17 protein-coding genes are annotated in these 15,464 nt (G+C 56.1%); 15 read left to right on the top strand and 2 right to left on the bottom strand.

From position 1 onward, the window contains the following. Nucleotides 1-41: 41 nt before the first annotated feature. The 8 genes from QVZ43_RS12210 (at nucleotide 42) to infA (ending at nucleotide 6,301) form a co-directional block, all read left to right on the top strand. Entirely contained in the window at nucleotides 42-344 is a 303-nt protein-coding gene (locus QVZ43_RS12210) for an outer membrane protein assembly factor BamE (protein ID WP_223793291.1), read from the top strand. A gap of 159 nt (nucleotides 345-503) precedes the next feature. Then, nucleotides 504-1,505: an agmatine deiminase family protein gene (locus QVZ43_RS12215; protein ID WP_420890916.1), complete on the top strand. Its 1,002-nt coding sequence runs from the start codon at nucleotides 504-506 to the stop codon at nucleotides 1,503-1,505. After that, the gene (locus QVZ43_RS12220) at nucleotides 1,502-2,413 is read left to right on the top strand and encodes a carbon-nitrogen hydrolase (protein WP_302910155.1); all 912 of its coding nucleotides are present in this window, start codon (nucleotides 1,502-1,504) and stop codon (nucleotides 2,411-2,413) included. The genes QVZ43_RS12215 and QVZ43_RS12220 overlap by 4 nt, the downstream gene beginning before the upstream one ends. A gap of 7 nt (nucleotides 2,414-2,420) precedes the next feature. Continuing rightward, a complete protein-coding gene (locus QVZ43_RS12225) occupies nucleotides 2,421-3,332 on the top strand; it encodes an AAA family ATPase (RefSeq protein ID WP_302910156.1) in 912 nt (303 codons plus the stop codon). A gap of 137 nt (nucleotides 3,333-3,469) precedes the next feature. Beyond that, nucleotides 3,470-4,423, top strand: a complete 954-nt coding sequence (trxB, locus tag QVZ43_RS12230; protein ID WP_302910157.1) for a thioredoxin-disulfide reductase — start codon at nucleotides 3,470-3,472, stop codon at nucleotides 4,421-4,423. 150 nt (nucleotides 4,424-4,573) lie between these two features. Further along, the gene (gene aat, locus QVZ43_RS12235) at nucleotides 4,574-5,287 is read left to right on the top strand and encodes a leucyl/phenylalanyl-tRNA--protein transferase (RefSeq protein ID WP_302910158.1); all 714 of its coding nucleotides are present in this window, start codon (nucleotides 4,574-4,576) and stop codon (nucleotides 5,285-5,287) included. Continuing rightward, nucleotides 5,288-6,001 carry an arginyltransferase gene (locus QVZ43_RS12240; RefSeq protein ID WP_223793286.1) on the top strand — a complete coding sequence of 238 codons (714 nt, stop codon included), beginning with the start codon at nucleotides 5,288-5,290 and terminating at the stop codon, nucleotides 5,999-6,001. Nucleotides 6,002-6,082: 81 nt separating this feature from the next. Continuing rightward, nucleotides 6,083-6,301 (top strand): translation initiation factor IF-1, encoded by a 219-nt coding sequence (gene infA / locus QVZ43_RS12245; protein WP_014421226.1) that lies wholly within the window; start codon nucleotides 6,083-6,085, stop codon nucleotides 6,299-6,301. Between the two features lie 130 nt (nucleotides 6,302-6,431). Here the strand turns inward: infA and clpA are convergent, their stop codons facing one another. Both clpA and clpS read right to left on the bottom strand, forming a co-directional pair. After that, nucleotides 6,432-8,702: an ATP-dependent Clp protease ATP-binding subunit ClpA gene (gene clpA / locus QVZ43_RS12250; RefSeq protein ID WP_302910159.1), complete on the bottom strand. Its 2,271-nt coding sequence runs from the start codon at nucleotides 8,700-8,702 to the stop codon at nucleotides 6,432-6,434. Between the two features lie 18 nt (nucleotides 8,703-8,720). Then, the gene (clpS, locus tag QVZ43_RS12255; protein WP_223793719.1) at nucleotides 8,721-9,080 is read right to left on the bottom strand and encodes an ATP-dependent Clp protease adapter ClpS; all 360 of its coding nucleotides are present in this window, start codon (nucleotides 9,078-9,080) and stop codon (nucleotides 8,721-8,723) included. Nucleotides 9,081-9,390: 310 nt separating this feature from the next. Between clpS and QVZ43_RS12260 the strand changes: the two genes are divergently transcribed. The 7 genes from QVZ43_RS12260 to QVZ43_RS12290 all read left to right on the top strand — a co-directional run bounded on the left by QVZ43_RS12260 (nucleotide 9,391) and on the right by QVZ43_RS12290 (nucleotide 15,455). Further along, nucleotides 9,391-9,687: a cold shock domain-containing protein gene (locus tag QVZ43_RS12260; protein WP_302910160.1), complete on the top strand. Its 297-nt coding sequence runs from the start codon at nucleotides 9,391-9,393 to the stop codon at nucleotides 9,685-9,687. A 194-nt stretch (nucleotides 9,688-9,881) separates the two neighbouring features. Further along, nucleotides 9,882-10,520 carry a pseudouridine synthase gene (locus QVZ43_RS12265; protein ID WP_302910161.1) on the top strand — a complete coding sequence of 213 codons (639 nt, stop codon included), beginning with the start codon at nucleotides 9,882-9,884 and terminating at the stop codon, nucleotides 10,518-10,520. Next, nucleotides 10,517-10,966, top strand: coding sequence for an NUDIX hydrolase (locus QVZ43_RS12270; protein ID WP_302910162.1), 450 nt, complete (start codon nucleotides 10,517-10,519; stop codon nucleotides 10,964-10,966). Before QVZ43_RS12265 ends, QVZ43_RS12270 begins: the two co-directional genes overlap by 4 nt. A 50-nt stretch (nucleotides 10,967-11,016) precedes the next feature. After that, the gene (gene mnmA, locus QVZ43_RS12275; protein ID WP_302910163.1) at nucleotides 11,017-12,195 is read left to right on the top strand and encodes a tRNA 2-thiouridine(34) synthase MnmA; all 1,179 of its coding nucleotides are present in this window, start codon (nucleotides 11,017-11,019) and stop codon (nucleotides 12,193-12,195) included. Further along, the gene (gene hflD, locus QVZ43_RS12280; RefSeq protein ID WP_302910164.1) at nucleotides 12,192-12,830 is read left to right on the top strand and encodes a high frequency lysogenization protein HflD; all 639 of its coding nucleotides are present in this window, start codon (nucleotides 12,192-12,194) and stop codon (nucleotides 12,828-12,830) included. The genes mnmA and hflD overlap by 4 nt, the downstream gene beginning before the upstream one ends. An 89-nt stretch (nucleotides 12,831-12,919) precedes the next feature. Beyond that, nucleotides 12,920-14,287: an adenylosuccinate lyase gene (gene purB, locus QVZ43_RS12285; protein WP_223793280.1), complete on the top strand. Its 1,368-nt coding sequence runs from the start codon at nucleotides 12,920-12,922 to the stop codon at nucleotides 14,285-14,287. A gap of 16 nt (nucleotides 14,288-14,303) precedes the next feature. After that, entirely contained in the window at nucleotides 14,304-15,455 is a 1,152-nt protein-coding gene (locus QVZ43_RS12290; protein ID WP_302910165.1) for a cupin domain-containing protein, read from the top strand. Nucleotides 15,456-15,464 lie beyond the last annotated feature (9 nt).

Raw genomic sequence — 15,464 nt, forward strand, 5'->3', positions numbered from 1 at the left:
GCCAGGCCGTCGGCAGTACCCTGCATTAATGGAGAGTATTCATGAAGAAAAACAAGACTCTGCTGAGTTCCATAGCCATGGCAGCAATACTTGCACTGGCCCCCGCTGGTAGTGCAGTGGCTGAACAGATCGCGGTCCCCGTTGGCTCGCAGGCTGACCGCTCCGGAACCAGTACCCCATCAACCGGAATGACCAAAGAGTCGGTCCGGGCAAAGTGGGGATCTCCGCAGGACATCCAGGGCCCGGTTGGCGAACCACCTATCAGTCAGTGGCATTATCAGGGCTTTATCGTCTATTTCGAGCACGACCGCGTACTTCATTCTGTACTGAAACCCAACCGCTGATGGCCAACTGCACCAGATCCTCGACGATCTGTGGGGCAACGACCTGTGATCTATGAGCGCAATATTGGGCAGAATGGCGGCAAATAAAACAGATAAGGTGGCTGTACAGTGACTTTCAGACGCACACTTCCAGCCGAGTGGGCTCCGCAGAGTGCGGTCATGCTCACCTGGCCCCACTCAGGAACCGACTGGGCGGACGACCTGCCGGATGTTGAGCCAGTGTTTCGAGCAATTGCCAAAGCCATACTTCGCTTCGAACACCTGGTGATCAGTTGTGAAGACGAACGCCAGCTACAAACAGAAACCGGGGCACTGACCGATTTCGCCACCAAGCATGGGCTTCCGGGGCGAGTCGTCAGCGTGACCGCACCAGCCAACGATACCTGGGCTCGCGACCACGGTCCGCTCACTGTGACGGCAGGCACCGAAGCCCGTTTACTGGATTTTGGCTTTAACGCCTGGGGCGGGAAGTTCGAGTGCCAACAGGACAACGAACTGAACCGCCGGCTAAGCGACGCCGGAGCCTTTGGATCCACACTTCTTGAGTCTATCGACTTCATACTGGAAGGGGGCTCTATCGAATCCGATGGACAAGGCACCCTTCTGACCACGAGCGAATGTCTGTTGACCCCAACTCGCAACCCGGCCAGCGATCGTTCCGATATCGAACGCCTCCTGGGTGAAACCCTCGGCGCAGAACGACTGCTCTGGTTGAACCACGGGTACCTCGCCGGTGACGACACCGACAGTCATATCGATACCCTGGCCCGCTTCTGCGCCTCTGATCACATCTGCTATGTCGCCTGTCCAGACGTGGCCGATGAGCACTACAGCGCCCTTGCTGCCATGGAGGAGGAGCTCCAGGAGTTCCGCCAAAGCAACGGTCAACCCTACAGGCTCACCCCCCTGCCCTGGCCGGAACCGATTTACGATGACGATGGCGAGAGGCTTCCCGCCACCTACGCCAACTTCCTGATCATCAACGGCGCGGTGCTTCTGCCCACCTACGGCGTATCGCAGGACGAAGAAGCCATCAACGTTATGGCCAGCATTTTCCCGGATCGGGAAATAATCCCAATTGATTGCCTCCCCCTGATTCGCCAGCACGGGAGCCTGCACTGCATCACCATGCAACTGCCCGCCGGAGTCGTCCAGCCATGAGCACCAGCACATTGAATCTGGCCGCGATCCAGCAGACCTGCAACAACGACAAAGACGCCAGCCTGACCAAGAGCGAATCACTGGTCAGACACGCGGTGGCCGATGGTGCGCAGCTGGTGGTGTTGCAGGAACTCCACGCCACCTCGTATTTCTGCCAGACCGAAGACACCGAGATTTTCGAGCTGGCCGAACCGATTCCCGGCCCCACCAGTGAACGCCTTTCCAATCTGGCAAAGGAATTGGGCATCGTGCTGGTGGGGTCCATTTTCGAGCGGCGCATGAATGGCGTCTATCACAATACCGCCGTAGTGTTTGAGAAAAATGGGTCGATCGCTGGCCTCTACCGGAAGATGCACATTCCGGACGATCCCGGCTTCTATGAAAAGTTCTACTTTACTCCGGGCGACGCGGAGTTTAACGATGGCCGCAGCGGCTTTACCCCCATCCAGACATCCGTCGGCAAGCTTGGTGTACTCGTGTGCTGGGATCAGTGGTATCCGGAGGCAGCCAGGCTGATGGCACTGGCTGGTGCGGAGATCCTGATCTACCCCACGGCTATTGGCTGGGACACGAACGATTCCCCGGAGGAACAGGCCCGTCAGCTTGACGCCTGGATCACCGTCCAGCGTGGACATGCGGTGGCCAACAACCTGCCGGTTGTCGCCCCCAATCGCGTCGGTCTCGAGTCCGACCCGTCCGGACACAGTCAAGGCATCCGATTCTGGGGCAACAGTTTTATCTGCGGCCCCCAGGGCGAGTTCCTGGCTCGAGCCGACGACTCCAACGAAGGCGTGATTAAGGCCAGCCTCGACCGCTCCCGAACCGAATCGGTACGCCGGATATGGCCGTACCTGAGGGACCGGCGGATCGACGCCTACCAAGATCTATTGAAACGAGTGAGGGATTAACCCAAGCATGAAGAAACTGGTCGATTCCGTTGTCAGCGAACTGAACCAGATCCTTCTCGGCAAGGAACAGCAGGTGAGACTCTCCCTCTGCTGCCTTCTGGCAAAAGGTCACCTGCTGATCGAAGATATCCCGGGCATGGGCAAGACGACACTGTCCCACGCGCTCGCCAGAATCATGGGCCTGAGTTACCAGCGCATCCAGTTTACCAACGACCTGCTGCCGGCGGACGTGCTTGGCTACTCCATGTACGACAAGGAGGCCGGCAGTCTGGTCTTTCATCCGGGCCCCATTTTTGCGCAAGTAGTCCTGGCCGACGAAATCAACCGTGCCTCCCCCCGAACCCAGAGCGCACTCCTGGAAGCCATGGAGGAACGGCAAGTCTCCATCGAAGGCGAGACACGCCCACTGCCACACCCCTTTTTCGTCATCGCCACTCAGAATCCCATTGAGCAAGGGGGAACCTACCCCCTGCCCGAATCTCAACTTGACCGCTTCCTGATGAAAATCCGCTTGGGCTATCCCGATCCGCAAGCCGAACGGGAACTGCTCGAAGGCGACGACCGGCGCGCGATGACCGAAAAGCTGTCATCTACGCTGCCAGAGCAGCAATTGTCAGCGCTCCAGGAAGCCGCAAGCCGGGTGACCGCAAGCCCTGCCCTGCTGGATTATATCCAGCGACTGCTGGAACAAAGCCGCCGCATGCCCGGCTTACTCTACGGGTTGTCTCCACGGGCCGGCCTTGGCCTGCTCAGAGCCGGAAAGGCCTGGGCAATGATGAACGGCCGCCATCACGTCCTGCCCGATGACATCCAGGCCGTATTTCCAGCCGTAGCGGAGCACCGCCTTGAACAGGGCCAGTCCGGTAAAGGCGCGGAGCGGGTTCGGCAACTACTGGGCTCCGTATCCGTGCTTGAGTAAATAGCAAACTTTAATAGTAAGAATTGGCCAAAACGAATGGCAGAACCCGGCTTTCATGTTAGCCTGCCACCCTTTATTCCCCGGCTGGAACCGGCGGCAGGCTCCAGCATGAAAGCATGTGTAAGGAAGAGAACTCGATGAGCGACACCAAACATTCCCGACTGATTATTCTTGGCTCCGGTCCCGCGGGCTACACCGCAGCCGTCTACGCAGCGCGGGCGAACCTGACCCCCACCCTGATCACGGGCATTGAAGTCGGCGGTCAGCTCACCACCACCACCGACGTTGATAACTGGCCCGGCGATAACGATGGCGTTCAGGGACCGGAACTGATGCAGCGGATGCTGAAGCATGCGGAACGGTTCGAAACCAACATCGTTTACGATTACATTAACGAGGCCGACGTCCAGAGCCGTCCCTTTCGCCTCAAGGGCGACAGTGGCGAATACACCTGCGATGCACTGATCATCGCGACCGGCGCATCGGCCATGTACCTCGGTCTGGACTCAGAAGAGAAATTCAAGGGTCAGGGCGTTTCAGCCTGCGCAACCTGTGACGGCTTCTTCTATCGCAAGAAGAAAGTCGCGGTCATTGGCGGTGGGAATACAGCCGTAGAGGAAGCCCTTTACCTGTCCAACATCGCCGCGGAAGTGACTCTGGTTCACCGCCGGGATAGCCTGCGCGCGGAAAAGATCCTGCAGAAGAAGCTGTTTGAAAAAGCCGAGAACGGCAACGTGAATATCGTCTGGGATCACACTCTGGACGAGGTGCTTGGCGACGACACCGGAGTGACCGGCATGCGCATCAAAAGCACCAAAGATGGCACCACTCAAGACCTGGATCTGGCGGGCGTGTTCATCGCCATTGGCCACAAGCCGAACACTGGTCTGTTTGAGGGGCAGCTTGAGATGAAGAATGGTTACATTCAGATTCAGTCAGGCCTTCAGGGCATGGCGACCCAGGCAAGCGTCCCTGGCGTTTTTGCTGCGGGCGATGTTGCCGACCAGGTGTATCGCCAGGCCGTGACCTCCGCCGGCTTCGGTTGTATGGCAGCATTGGATGCAGAGAAATTCCTGGACGAACAGGAGTAAACTAAGCTCGAACCGGCCAACTATCCGTCCGTTGCACGAATTCAGCAGGCTGCCTTATAGCTCGAACCTCATGAACAGGTAGCCTGCTGCTTTCCTTTGCAGAGGAAGACGTATTACGATCACAACAAATCACTCAAGCAATGAAACAGGATGACATCTCTACCCTGGCTTGATCCTGACCAGCTCTGGTTCCCCCCCGCAGAGGAAGCGTTGGGCGATCCCGACGGGCTTCTGGCCCTCGGCGGCGACCTATCTACCGAACGAATTCTGCTTGCCTATAAAAACGGCATTTTCCCCTGGTACAGCGACGACCAACCCATTTTATGGTGGTCTCCCGACCCCCGCTGCGTCCTGATTCCCGGGGACATTCATATTTCCCGAAGTCTTCGCAGAACCCTGAATCGAGGCTATTTCCGAATAACCAGCAACAAAGCGTTCGGCAGAATCATTCGCCTTTGCGCAACAACCCGGGCAGAAGGTACCTGGATTACCGAAGACATGGTTGCGAGTTATTCCGAACTACACCGCCAGGGCTTTGCCCACTCGATCGAAGCCTGGAATCCTAACGGAGAACTGGCCGGAGGCATGTACGGGCTTGCTATTGGTCAGTGCTTTTTCGGGGAATCCATGTTCTCTTTGGAAACAAATGCCTCCAAGGTTCTGATGGTTCACCTGGCCAATCAACTGAAAGCCTGGAATTACCGGCTGATGGACTGCCAGGTTGAAAGCCGCCACCTGCTCACCATGGGGGCTCGTAGCATTCCGCGCAGCGAATTTTTATCTATACTCCGGGATTGTGTAGACCAACATCCCAGCCAGGCGGACTGGGAGCTACGCTGGCAGTGGCCCGGGCCGGAGGTGTGAATGAGCAATCTGAGAACGCTGGTATTCTTTGCCACGCCCCCCCACGACTGCAGCTACTTGCCAGACCGCGAAGCAACCACCATGTTTGTCGACCCCCGCGCCCGGGTCGACAAAAAGCTTTACAGCCAACTGACGTCGCTTGGTTTTCGTCGCAGCGGTTCTCACTACTACCGCCCTCATTGCGATCAGTGCAATGCCTGCGTACCGGTACGCCTGAGGGTGAAGGATTTTTTTGCGGACCGTAGCCAGAAACGCATACTGAAAAAGAACCGGGATCTGCAATGCGCGCTGGTCCCGGCGGCGTTTAACGAGCAGTACTACTCACTGTACGCGGATTACATTCGCCAACGTCACAGCGACGGCGATATGTATCCCCCGTCCCGGGAGCAGTTCACTTCATTTCTCGTCGACGGTGCCACAGACTCATGGTTTCTGGAAATTCGCCTGAACAAAGAATTAGCCGCACTGGCAGCCATTGATGTGCTTGATGACGGACTATCGGCCATTTACACAGTGTTCAAACCCGAACTGGAACACCGCAGCCTGGGTACCTATGCCATTCTGTGGCAGATCGAGGAAGCCGCACGGCGCGGGCTTTCTCACTTGTACCTGGGCTACTGGATCAAAGAGTGCCGAAAGATGAACTACAAGACCCGCTTCCAACCGATAGAAAAGCTTCAAAATGGCCACTGGCAGACAATGAGCCCAAACTGATTTTTGCCAAATGGCGGCAATTCAGGCAGAATTGCGCAATTTAAAATCACTGGAAGCACATCCAAGAGAGGTTTCTACTTAATGGCGAAGTCAGATGTCATTGAAATGGAAGGCGTAATTATCGACACCCTTCCGAATACCATGTTCCGAGTTGAACTCAGCAACGGCCACGTGGTGACTGCTCACATTTCCGGAAAGATGCGCAAGAACTACATTCGCATCCTCACCGGCGACAAGGTTAAGGTCGAACTGACACCCTATGACCTGAGCAAAGGCCGCATCGTATACCGCGCTCGTTAAGGCTGACCGACATCTGGTATCAGCCCCAACCAGGGGCTTTTTTGTTTGCTCGAAAGGTTATCCTGCAAACATAAAAAAACCGCTGCTCATGGCAGCGGTTTTTTGTATCCAATCAACGGACACTGTTCAGTTAAACGGCCTCAGCCGGTTCGTCCTCATATTCGAAGACCAGATCATCATCACGCAGATGAATAAACACGTCCCCCCCTTTCTCTGACAGACGACCGAACAGGATTTGCTCAGCCAGCGGACGCTTGATCTTGTCCTGAATCAGACGGGACATTGGGCGGGCGCCCATCGTCACATCATAACCCTTCTCCGCGAGCCACTGCTTGGCGGCATCGTCCACATGCAGAACCACATGCTTCTCATCCAGCTGAGCCTGTAGCTCAGTAAGGAACTTGTCCACCACGTGGGTGATGGTTTCCTTCTGAAGATCCGCAAACTGGATAATGCCGTCCAACCGGTTTCGGAACTCCGGTGTGAAGGTCTTGCTGATGATCTCCATACCGTCTGTGCTGTGGTCCTGCTCACTGAAGCCAATGGACCGGCGAGCCATGCTCTCAGCTCCTGCGTTGGTGGTCATCACAAGAATCACATGACGGAAGTCGGCTTTCCGACCGTTATTGTCGGTCAGGGTGCCGTGATCCATGACTTGCAGCAGCAAGTTGAAGACTTCCGGATGCGCCTTCTCGATTTCATCGAGCAACAACACGCAGTGCGGGTGCTTGTTCACCGCTTCGGTCAGCAAGCCACCCTGATCGTACCCCACGTAACCTGGAGGTGCCCCGATCAGGCGGGATACTGTATGCCGCTCCATGTATTCGGACATATCGAAACGAACCAGTTCGATGCCCAGTACTTTCGCAAGCTGCTTGGTGACCTCGGTTTTACCAACCCCGGTCGGCCCGGCAAACAGGAAGGCACCTTCCGGCTTCTCCGGCGCTTTCAGGCCAGCGCGAGCCAGCTTGATAGCCGTGGACAGGGACTCGATGGCCGGATCCTGACCAAAGACCACCATCTTGAGATCCCGCTCCAGGTTTCTGAGCAGATCCTTGTCGCTGGTAGACACATTCTTCGGAGGAATCCGCGCAATATTGGCGACGACATCCTCGATATCGCCAATATCCACCACCTTCTTGCGTTTTTTCTCCGGCTGCAGGCGTTGCCGCGCGCCTGCCTCATCAATGACATCAATAGCCTTATCCGGCAAATGGCGGTCGGTGATGTATCGATCAGCCAACTCGGCTGCGACCCGGAGAGCTTCGTCGGTATAGCTGAGTTCGTGGTGTTTCTCGAAGTTCGGTTTGAGGCCCTTGAGGATCTTGTAGGTGTCCTCAACGCTCGGCTCGTTCACATCGATTTTCTGGAAACGACGTGCCAGAGCGCTGTCTTTCTCGAAAATGCCACGGAATTCCTGAAAGGTAGTGGAACCGATACACCGGATTTCTCCGGAACCCAGCATGGGCTTGAGAAGATTCGACGCATCCATGACACCACCGGAAGCCGAACCGGCACCAATGATGGTATGAATCTCGTCAATAAACAAAATTGCGTGCTTCTCTTTCTTCAGCTCAGCCAGCAACCCCTTCAGACGTTTCTCAAAATCGCCGCGATACTTGGTACCCGCCAACAACGCACCTAGATCCAGAGAGTAAACCACGGCATCGGAAATAATATCTGGCACATGGCCATCAACAATGCGCTTGGCCAGACCTTCGGCGATGGCGGTTTTACCTACGCCGGCTTCGCCCACCAACAAGGGATTGTTCTTACGGCGGCGAACCAGAATCTGCACCACCCGCTCTACTTCGTGTTCCCGGCCAATCAGCGGATCAATCCGGCCTTGCCGTGCCTGCTCATTCAGGTTGGTTGCGTAGCTTTCAAGGGGTTTGGAGTGACCGCCTTCCTCTCCGGTTTCATCCGGTGCAACCTGATCATGTCCGTCCTGCTCTTCGGCACCCTGGACCCGGGAGATGCCATGGGAAACAAAGTTAACAACGTCAATACGGGCAATATTCTGCTTCTTCAGAACGTAAACGGCCTGACTCTCCTGCTCGCTGAAGATTGCGACAAGCACATTCGCGCCAGTCACCTCTTTCTTGCCTGAAGACTGAACATGGAAGACAGCTCGCTGGAGAACCCGCTGAAAGCCAAGGGTTGGTTGGGTTTCCCGCTCACTGTCGGTGCTTGGAATAAGCGGAGTGGTCGAATCGACAAACTCAACCAGTTCATCCTGCAGCCGCTGCAGGTCGGCCCCGCAGGCCTTCAATACGCCCACCGCGGATTCGTTGTCCAGAAGTGCCAGCAACAGATGCTCCACGGTCATAAATTCGTGGCGCTTGTCCCTCGCATTTTTGAAAGCGGTGTTAAGCGTTATTTCAAGATCTTTGCTCAGCATGGGCCACCCCAACGTCTGTCAATCCGCACGTTCAATCTCGCAAAGGAGCGGATGCTCGCATTCCGAGGAATACTGGTTCACCTGGGCCGCCTTGGTTTCAGCGATGTCGCGGGTGTAAACACCACACACGGCTTTACCCTGAGTATGCACGAGTAACATCACCTGTGTCGCTTTTTCCTCATTCATTCCGAAGAACTTCATGAGCACGTCCACAACAAAGTCCATGGGTGTGTAATCGTCGTTAAGAAGTACCACGCGATAACGCGCTGGTCTCTTCAAGGCGGGCTTCTCGGGCGCAACCGTCAGGTCATCCTGACGCCCTGGCTGATCATCCTCCCTTTGATTCAATACTAGTAGAGAATCTTCGATAGTCCGCATCATTTAATACCGGTCTTTTTCAAAACCCTTTAACGAGAAGGTGGTTGGCAGAAGCCCGGATTTCAAGTCACTCGGTAACCGGGCGCGTGAGATTTAACAATACGAGCATCATACCGGTTCCGGACCGTTGAGAACCACACATTCCCCGCACAGAAATATTGACTCCTCGCAGAGTTTGGTCGAAAGTTAGGCTGTAATGTTAAATATTGTAAACTTCGGTTTCAGTATTGTTATAGAATCCACGTCGACTGGCTCTTGGGGAGCCTGAAAACAGCAATAATAAGACAGCACATGAACAGGGGAGTTCATCATGCCTAGAGGCAAGGTCAAATGGTTCAACAACGCCAAAGGTTACGGTTTCATTATTGAAGATGGCTGCAGTGACGACCTGTTTGCCCATTTCTCTTCAGTGCAAATGGAAGGATACAAGACACTGAAGGCAGGCCAGTCCGTTACTTTTGACAAAAAACCCAGTGACAAAGGTGTCCACGCGATCAACATTGTCCCGGACGAAGGCGCACAGAAGCAGCCTCAGGACAAGAGCGACGAGTCGGCATCGCAGGAAACGGACGGCGAAGGCTATCCGTCACAGGCCGCCAACGGCTGATCTTGCCAAGTCCTCGGGAATGCTCGCGCCCACCTTAACGGGTGGGCCTGTGTTTTATTTTTGCCTGGAACTTTGCCAAGTACTGATTTCGCCCCAAATAGAATCCAAGCGCGGGGCCAAAGCAGGTTTTACATGCCCTTTCCTTTGAGTAACCTTGCGGCCCCGAACTCATTCGCCCGAGATGACCAACCGGAATGGCAAAACTCATTTTATTCAACAAACCTTTCCATGTGCTGAGCCAGTTCACCCCGCCAAAAGGCGATCCTGACAACGTTAGACGAGCCACGCTGGCTGACTGGATTGACATTCCGCAGATCTACCCTGCTGGTCGCCTGGATTACGACTCTGAGGGGTTACTGCTATTAACGGACAACGGCCGCCTTCAGCACCGTATTTCCTCCCCGAACCAAAAAATGCCCAAAACCTACTGGGTGCAGGTCGAAGGCGACATTACCGACAAAGCCCTGCGCCAACTGGAAAATGGCGTCAAACTCAAGGACGGCATGACGACACCTGCCAAGGTTAAACCGATGCCGGAGCCAGATACCTGGGAGCGCGTACCTCCGGTTCGGCATCGCCCCTCGATACCTACAAACTGGCTGGAGATAACCATTACCGAAGGCCGCAATCGTCAGGTCCGACGAATGACCGCGGCAGTGGGGCTCCCTACCCTGCGCCTTATTCGATACCGGATTGGCGACTGGACGCTGGATGGGCTGACACCGGGGGAGCACAGAATCATTCAGGTAAATCTGCCCACGACGTCAACACAACGACGCCAGTCGTCCCACAGTCCCAAACCAAAGTTCGCCAGGAGGTCACCCAAACGATGACATGGAAACCTCATGCCACAGTAGCCGTCATTGTTGAAGACGATCAGGGACGTTTTCTACTTGTGGAAGAAATGAGCAATGGCAAGGTGGTATTCAACCAACCCGCCGGCCATATTGAAGAAGACGAAGCCATTCTGGAGGCGGTCCGTCGAGAAACCCTTGAGGAAACTGGCTGGCTGATCGAACCGGAGCATTTTCTGGGCGTCTACACCTACAAGGCGCCGTCCAACGGAGCAACCTATTACAGGTTCTGCTACGCTGCCCGGGCAATAAGTCATCAAACCGACTCATTGGACACAGGCATCATAGCGGCACACTGGCTCGACCTTGAATCTGTCCGCAATCTTGGTAGCCGTCTGCGAAGCCCCATGGTGCTCCAATGCATAGAAGATTACCGAAAGGGCCGCCGTTTCCCGCTGGATGTGGTGGTTGACGAACAGACGTAATCGGCGCGAAGTGTTAGAATTTGAGGTTTTTACGGCGAACTGAAGTATTCATGGAAAACGCAGCTCTCTCATCAACTCCCGAAAATACCCGAGTCATCGTCGGAATGTCTGGCGGCGTTGATTCTTCCGTTGCCGCCTGGCTGCTAAAAGAACAAGGCTACCGGGTCGAAGGCCTGTTCATGAAAAACTGGGACGAGGATGACGGCACCGAATATTGCACGGCCATGACCGACCTCGCCGATGCCCAGGCCGTCGCCGACGCCATTGGCATCAAGCTACACACGGCCAGTTTTGCTGACGAATACTGGGACCGCGTGTTCGAACATTTCTTGTCGGAATACAAGGCCGGCCGTACGCCTAACCCGGACATCTTGTGCAACAAGGAAGTCAAGTTCCGGGCCTTTCTCGATTATGCCATTACCCTTGGCGCAGACTTCATCGCCACCGGCCATTATGCCCGCCAACGGCCGGGCAGTGTAGATTCCGAGCCTGCCAAGCTGCTGAAAGGGCTCGATAGCAACAAGGACCAGAGCTATTTCCTGCACGCGGTATCCGGCGAGCGCATTGCCCGCACCCTGTTCCCTGTCGGTGAACTGGAAAAGCCTGAAGTACGCCAGATCGCTGAAGAGCAGGGATTTGTCACCTATGACAAGAAAGACTCCACTGGGATTTGTTTCATCGGCGAGCGAAAGTTCAAGGACTTCCTGAGTCAGTACCTGCCCGCCCAGCCAGGTGATATAGAAACCCCGGACGGGCAAGTGATCGGCAAGCATCAGGGGCTGATGTATCACACAATCGGCCAGCGGCAGGGCCTTGGAATCGGCGGCCTGAGCGATTTCAGCGATGATCCGTGGTACGTGGCGGAAAAGGATCTGAGTCGAAATGTACTGATTGCTGTCCAGGGCAAGCATCATCCACTGCTGTTTTCCCGCGGGCTTCTGTCGGGGCCGATCGACTGGGTTGCAGGCGAAGCTCCTGCCCTGGAATTCCGCTGCAAGGCCAAAACACGTTATCGCCAGCCGGATCAGGACTGCGTCGTCCGAGTCCACCCCAAAGGCGTCAAAGTGGTCTTTGATGACGCCCAAAGAGCCGTTACACCAGGCCAGTCCGTGGTGTTTTATGACGGTGACATTTGCCTTGGGGGCGGTGTGATTGAGCAGACCTGGCGTGATGACGAGGCCGAGCCGCAGCATTCCCAGCAGCTATCGACAGAGGAAGCCGGTTCATGAGCCAATCCTCAAGCGACAAGATATATGCACTGGCAGGCATTTTTCAGGCGGCCCACCTAGTACATCAGGTTGCCACCAAAGGCGACTGCGCGCAGGAAGACCTCGAGACCTGCATACGCTCCCTGTTTGCCACCGAACCCGCGTCAGCGCTCGACGTATATGGCGGTGAGCTCAGCGATATTCAGGATGGGCTTACCGTACTCACCTCGGTACTGAGCAGGAGCGTCAACGATGGCGACGCCAATGTCCTGCGCTATGTACTGAACCTGATCCAGCTTGAATCCATGCTCCACAGGCGCGGCGATATGCTGGACGTTATTGGCAGCCGGATCGAACAGGCTCGCCACACCGCAAGTCACTTCGGCTACACCCACAGCAACCTGATCAGTAACCTGGCTTCCATCTATTCGGACACCATCAGCACATTCAAACTGCGAATCCAGGTGTCGGGTAACCCCTCGATCCTGCAGCGCGACGAAATGGCCAACAAGGTTCGCGCTCTGCTGCTTGCCGGCATTCGCTCTGCCGTGCTGTGGCGACAAACTGGCGGTCGCCGCTGGCAGCTTATTTTCTCCCGGGGCAAAGTTGTCCGGGAAGCCCGTTCTCTCGCCAAGAGAGCCAGCGAGTCTGCCTGACCCTCATAAAACTGATTCAGAAGCGCAGGTGGTGTATGATATGCGCCCCTGTTTTTGGCCCGTTTCTTTGACGATTTGAGAGGTTTTCGATGGAACTCACCGCACTGACCGCTATCTCCCCGGTCGATGGACGTTATGGCAGCAAAGTCAGCGTTTTCCGAGGCATTTTCAGTGAATACGGCCTGATCAGGAATCGGGTTACCGTCGAAATCCGCTGGCTGCAGAAACTGGCAGCACATCCCCAGATCGACGAAGTGCCGGCGCTTTCCGATGCGGCCAATGAGTTCCTCGACAGCATGGTCAGCGACTTCAGCCTCGCAGACGCCGAGCGCATCAAGGAAATCGAGCGCACCACCAATCACGATGTGAAAGCGGTGGAGTACTTCATCAAGGAAAAAATTGCCGGCGTACCGGAGCTGCAGGCCATCACCGAGTTCGTGCACTTCGCCTGCACCTCGGAAGACATCAACAACCTATCCCACGCGCTGATGCTGCGCGAAGGCCTTGATGAAGGCCTTCTGCCAACGATGGACCGTGTGGTCGAAAAACTGGCCGAGCTCGCGAAAGAACATGCGCAGCAGCCGATGCTGTCCCGGACCCACGGCCAGACCGCCTCCCCTTCCACAGTGGGCAAGGAACTGGCCAACGTGGTATTCCGTCTCCAGCGGCAGATCAAACAGATTCGCGGTGTTGAGCTGCTGGGCAAGATCAACGGTGCGGTTGGTAATTACAACGCTCACCTCTCCGCCTACCCGCAGATTGACTGGGCCACCAATGCCCGCGAATTCGTCGAAAGCCTGGGCCTGAACTGGAACGCCTACACCACCCAGATCGAGCCGCACGACTACATCGCCGAACTTTACGATGCCATCGCTCGCTTCAATACCATCCTGATCGACCTCGATCGGGATATCTGGGGCTACATTTCCCTTGGCTACTTCAAGCAGAAGACCGTCGAAGGCGAAGTGGGCTCCTCCACCATGCCCCACAAAGTGAACCCCATCGACTTCGAGAACTCCGAAGGCAACCTGGGTATCGCCAACGCATTGTTCGGTCATCTGTCTGCCAAGCTTCCCATCTCACGCTGGCAGCGTGACCTCACCGATTCCACGGTACTGCGCAACCTCGGGGTGGGCTTTGCCCACAGCCTGATTGCCTACGAGGCCACACTGAAAGGCCTTGGCAAACTGGAAATCAATCCCCCCCGTCTTGACGAAGACCTGGACCAGGCCTGGGAGGTTCTTGCAGAACCTATCCAGACCGTCATGCGCCGCTACAATATCGAGAAGCCATACGAAAAGCTGAAAGCACTAACTCGAGGCAAGGCCATGACTCCGGAACTGATTCGGGAGTTCGTAGACACTCTGGATATTCCCGAGGCTGCCAAGAAAGACCTGATGGCGCTCACGCCGGGCAACTACATCGGCAACGCCATCGAACAGGCAAACAACATCTGAACCCGGGGGCACACCCATGGACATGCTTGGCGGACTCACTGCTGCAGAGTTTCTGCGCGACTACTGGCAAAAAAAACCACTGGTCATCCGCCAGGCATTTCCCGGCCTGCAATGCCCCGTGAGCGCCGATGAACTGGCCGGACTTGCCTGCGAGGAAGGGGTGGAATCCCGCATCGTCATCGAAGACGACAAGGGTAAACCCTGGCAGTTACACAACGGCCCGTTCAGTCCGGACCGTTTCAGTGAGCTACCCGAACATGACTGGACGCTGCTGATTCAGGGGCTGGATCACTGGGTACCGGAAATTGCAGACCTGCTGGAACACTTCCGTTTTATCCCCAACTGGCGCCTGGACGATATCATGGCCAGTTTTGCGCCCAAAGGCGGCAGTGTCGGGCCCCATTACGACCAGTACGATGTCTTCCTGCTGCAAGCTCAGGGGCAAAGACGTTGGACCTTCGGCGGCCACTGCGACCACACATCCCCCCGGGTGGAAGGAACGCCCCTCCGAATTCTCAGCAGCTGGGAAGGGGAAGAAACCGTTACCCTCGAACCCGGGGATATGTTGTACCTGCCGCCTGGCGTGGGCCACCACGGCGTTGCTGAGAACGACTGCATCACCCTGTCGGTCGGATTTCGCGCGCCCACGGTAGATGACATCCTGACCGGCTTCACCGACTACCTCTGCAACCAGGCCGGCGCCGAGGCCCATCTGACGGACCCTGATCTGGCACTGCAGCACAACCCGGGCACCATCGGCCCGGAGGTCATCGACAAGCTTGACGCCCTTATTCGTGAGCAACTCAGCGACCGGCGCCAACTATCTCTGTGGTTCGGCCAGTACACCACGGCACCGAAGAACATGGATATCGTCGTACCCACTGAAGAACCGCTGGAACCAAAACAGATGGCAGACCTGATCCAGGATCAGCAACCACTTCGCTGGAATGAAGGATCACGTTTCGCCTACCACAATCTGGACGACGAAACGGCCCTGTTCGTCGACGGGGAACAGTACCTGTTGCGCGGTGACGCTCGCCCTCTCGCTCCCCTGCTTTGTGCCGCAGCCCGGGTGGATATGCACGAGCTGACCCGATTTGCAGAAGACGAGGCCCTGCTGGGACTCCTGTGCAACCTGTACAATCAGGGCTCCCTGTATTTCGAGTAACCAGGTGAC

The organism is Marinobacter suaedae, assembly GCF_030519635.1.
Classification (GTDB): Bacteria; Pseudomonadota; Gammaproteobacteria; order Pseudomonadales; family Oleiphilaceae; genus Marinobacter; species Marinobacter suaedae.

What these genes read in the sequence shown, in the direction of transcription:
- clpS (WP_223793719.1), bottom strand. Translation starts at nt 9,080, where the DNA reads ATGCGGACTATCGAAGATTCTCTACTAGTATTGAATCAAAGGGAGGAT.
- mnmA (WP_302910163.1), top strand. Translation starts at nt 11,017, where the DNA reads ATGGAAAACGCAGCTCTCTCATCAACTCCCGAAAATACCCGAGTCATC.
- QVZ43_RS12290 (WP_302910165.1), top strand. Translation starts at nt 14,304, where the DNA reads ATGGACATGCTTGGCGGACTCACTGCTGCAGAGTTTCTGCGCGACTAC.
- QVZ43_RS12260 (WP_302910160.1), top strand. Translation starts at nt 9,391, where the DNA reads ATGCCTAGAGGCAAGGTCAAATGGTTCAACAACGCCAAAGGTTACGGT.
- QVZ43_RS12210 (WP_223793291.1), top strand. Translation starts at nt 42, where the DNA reads ATGAAGAAAAACAAGACTCTGCTGAGTTCCATAGCCATGGCAGCAATA.
- QVZ43_RS12215 (WP_420890916.1), top strand. Translation starts at nt 504, where the DNA reads ATGCTCACCTGGCCCCACTCAGGAACCGACTGGGCGGACGACCTGCCG.
- hflD (WP_302910164.1), top strand. Translation starts at nt 12,192, where the DNA reads ATGAGCCAATCCTCAAGCGACAAGATATATGCACTGGCAGGCATTTTT.
- QVZ43_RS12240 (WP_223793286.1), top strand. Translation starts at nt 5,288, where the DNA reads ATGAGCAATCTGAGAACGCTGGTATTCTTTGCCACGCCCCCCCACGAC.
- QVZ43_RS12270 (WP_302910162.1), top strand. Translation starts at nt 10,517, where the DNA reads ATGACATGGAAACCTCATGCCACAGTAGCCGTCATTGTTGAAGACGAT.
- QVZ43_RS12265 (WP_302910161.1), top strand. Translation starts at nt 9,882, where the DNA reads ATGGCAAAACTCATTTTATTCAACAAACCTTTCCATGTGCTGAGCCAG.
- QVZ43_RS12225 (WP_302910156.1), top strand. Translation starts at nt 2,421, where the DNA reads ATGAAGAAACTGGTCGATTCCGTTGTCAGCGAACTGAACCAGATCCTT.
- trxB (WP_302910157.1), top strand. Translation starts at nt 3,470, where the DNA reads ATGAGCGACACCAAACATTCCCGACTGATTATTCTTGGCTCCGGTCCC.
- aat (WP_302910158.1), top strand. Translation starts at nt 4,574, where the DNA reads ATGACATCTCTACCCTGGCTTGATCCTGACCAGCTCTGGTTCCCCCCC.
- purB (WP_223793280.1), top strand. Translation starts at nt 12,920, where the DNA reads ATGGAACTCACCGCACTGACCGCTATCTCCCCGGTCGATGGACGTTAT.
- clpA (WP_302910159.1), bottom strand. Translation starts at nt 8,702, where the DNA reads ATGCTGAGCAAAGATCTTGAAATAACGCTTAACACCGCTTTCAAAAAT.
- QVZ43_RS12220 (WP_302910155.1), top strand. Translation starts at nt 1,502, where the DNA reads ATGAGCACCAGCACATTGAATCTGGCCGCGATCCAGCAGACCTGCAAC.
- infA (WP_014421226.1), top strand. Translation starts at nt 6,083, where the DNA reads ATGGCGAAGTCAGATGTCATTGAAATGGAAGGCGTAATTATCGACACC.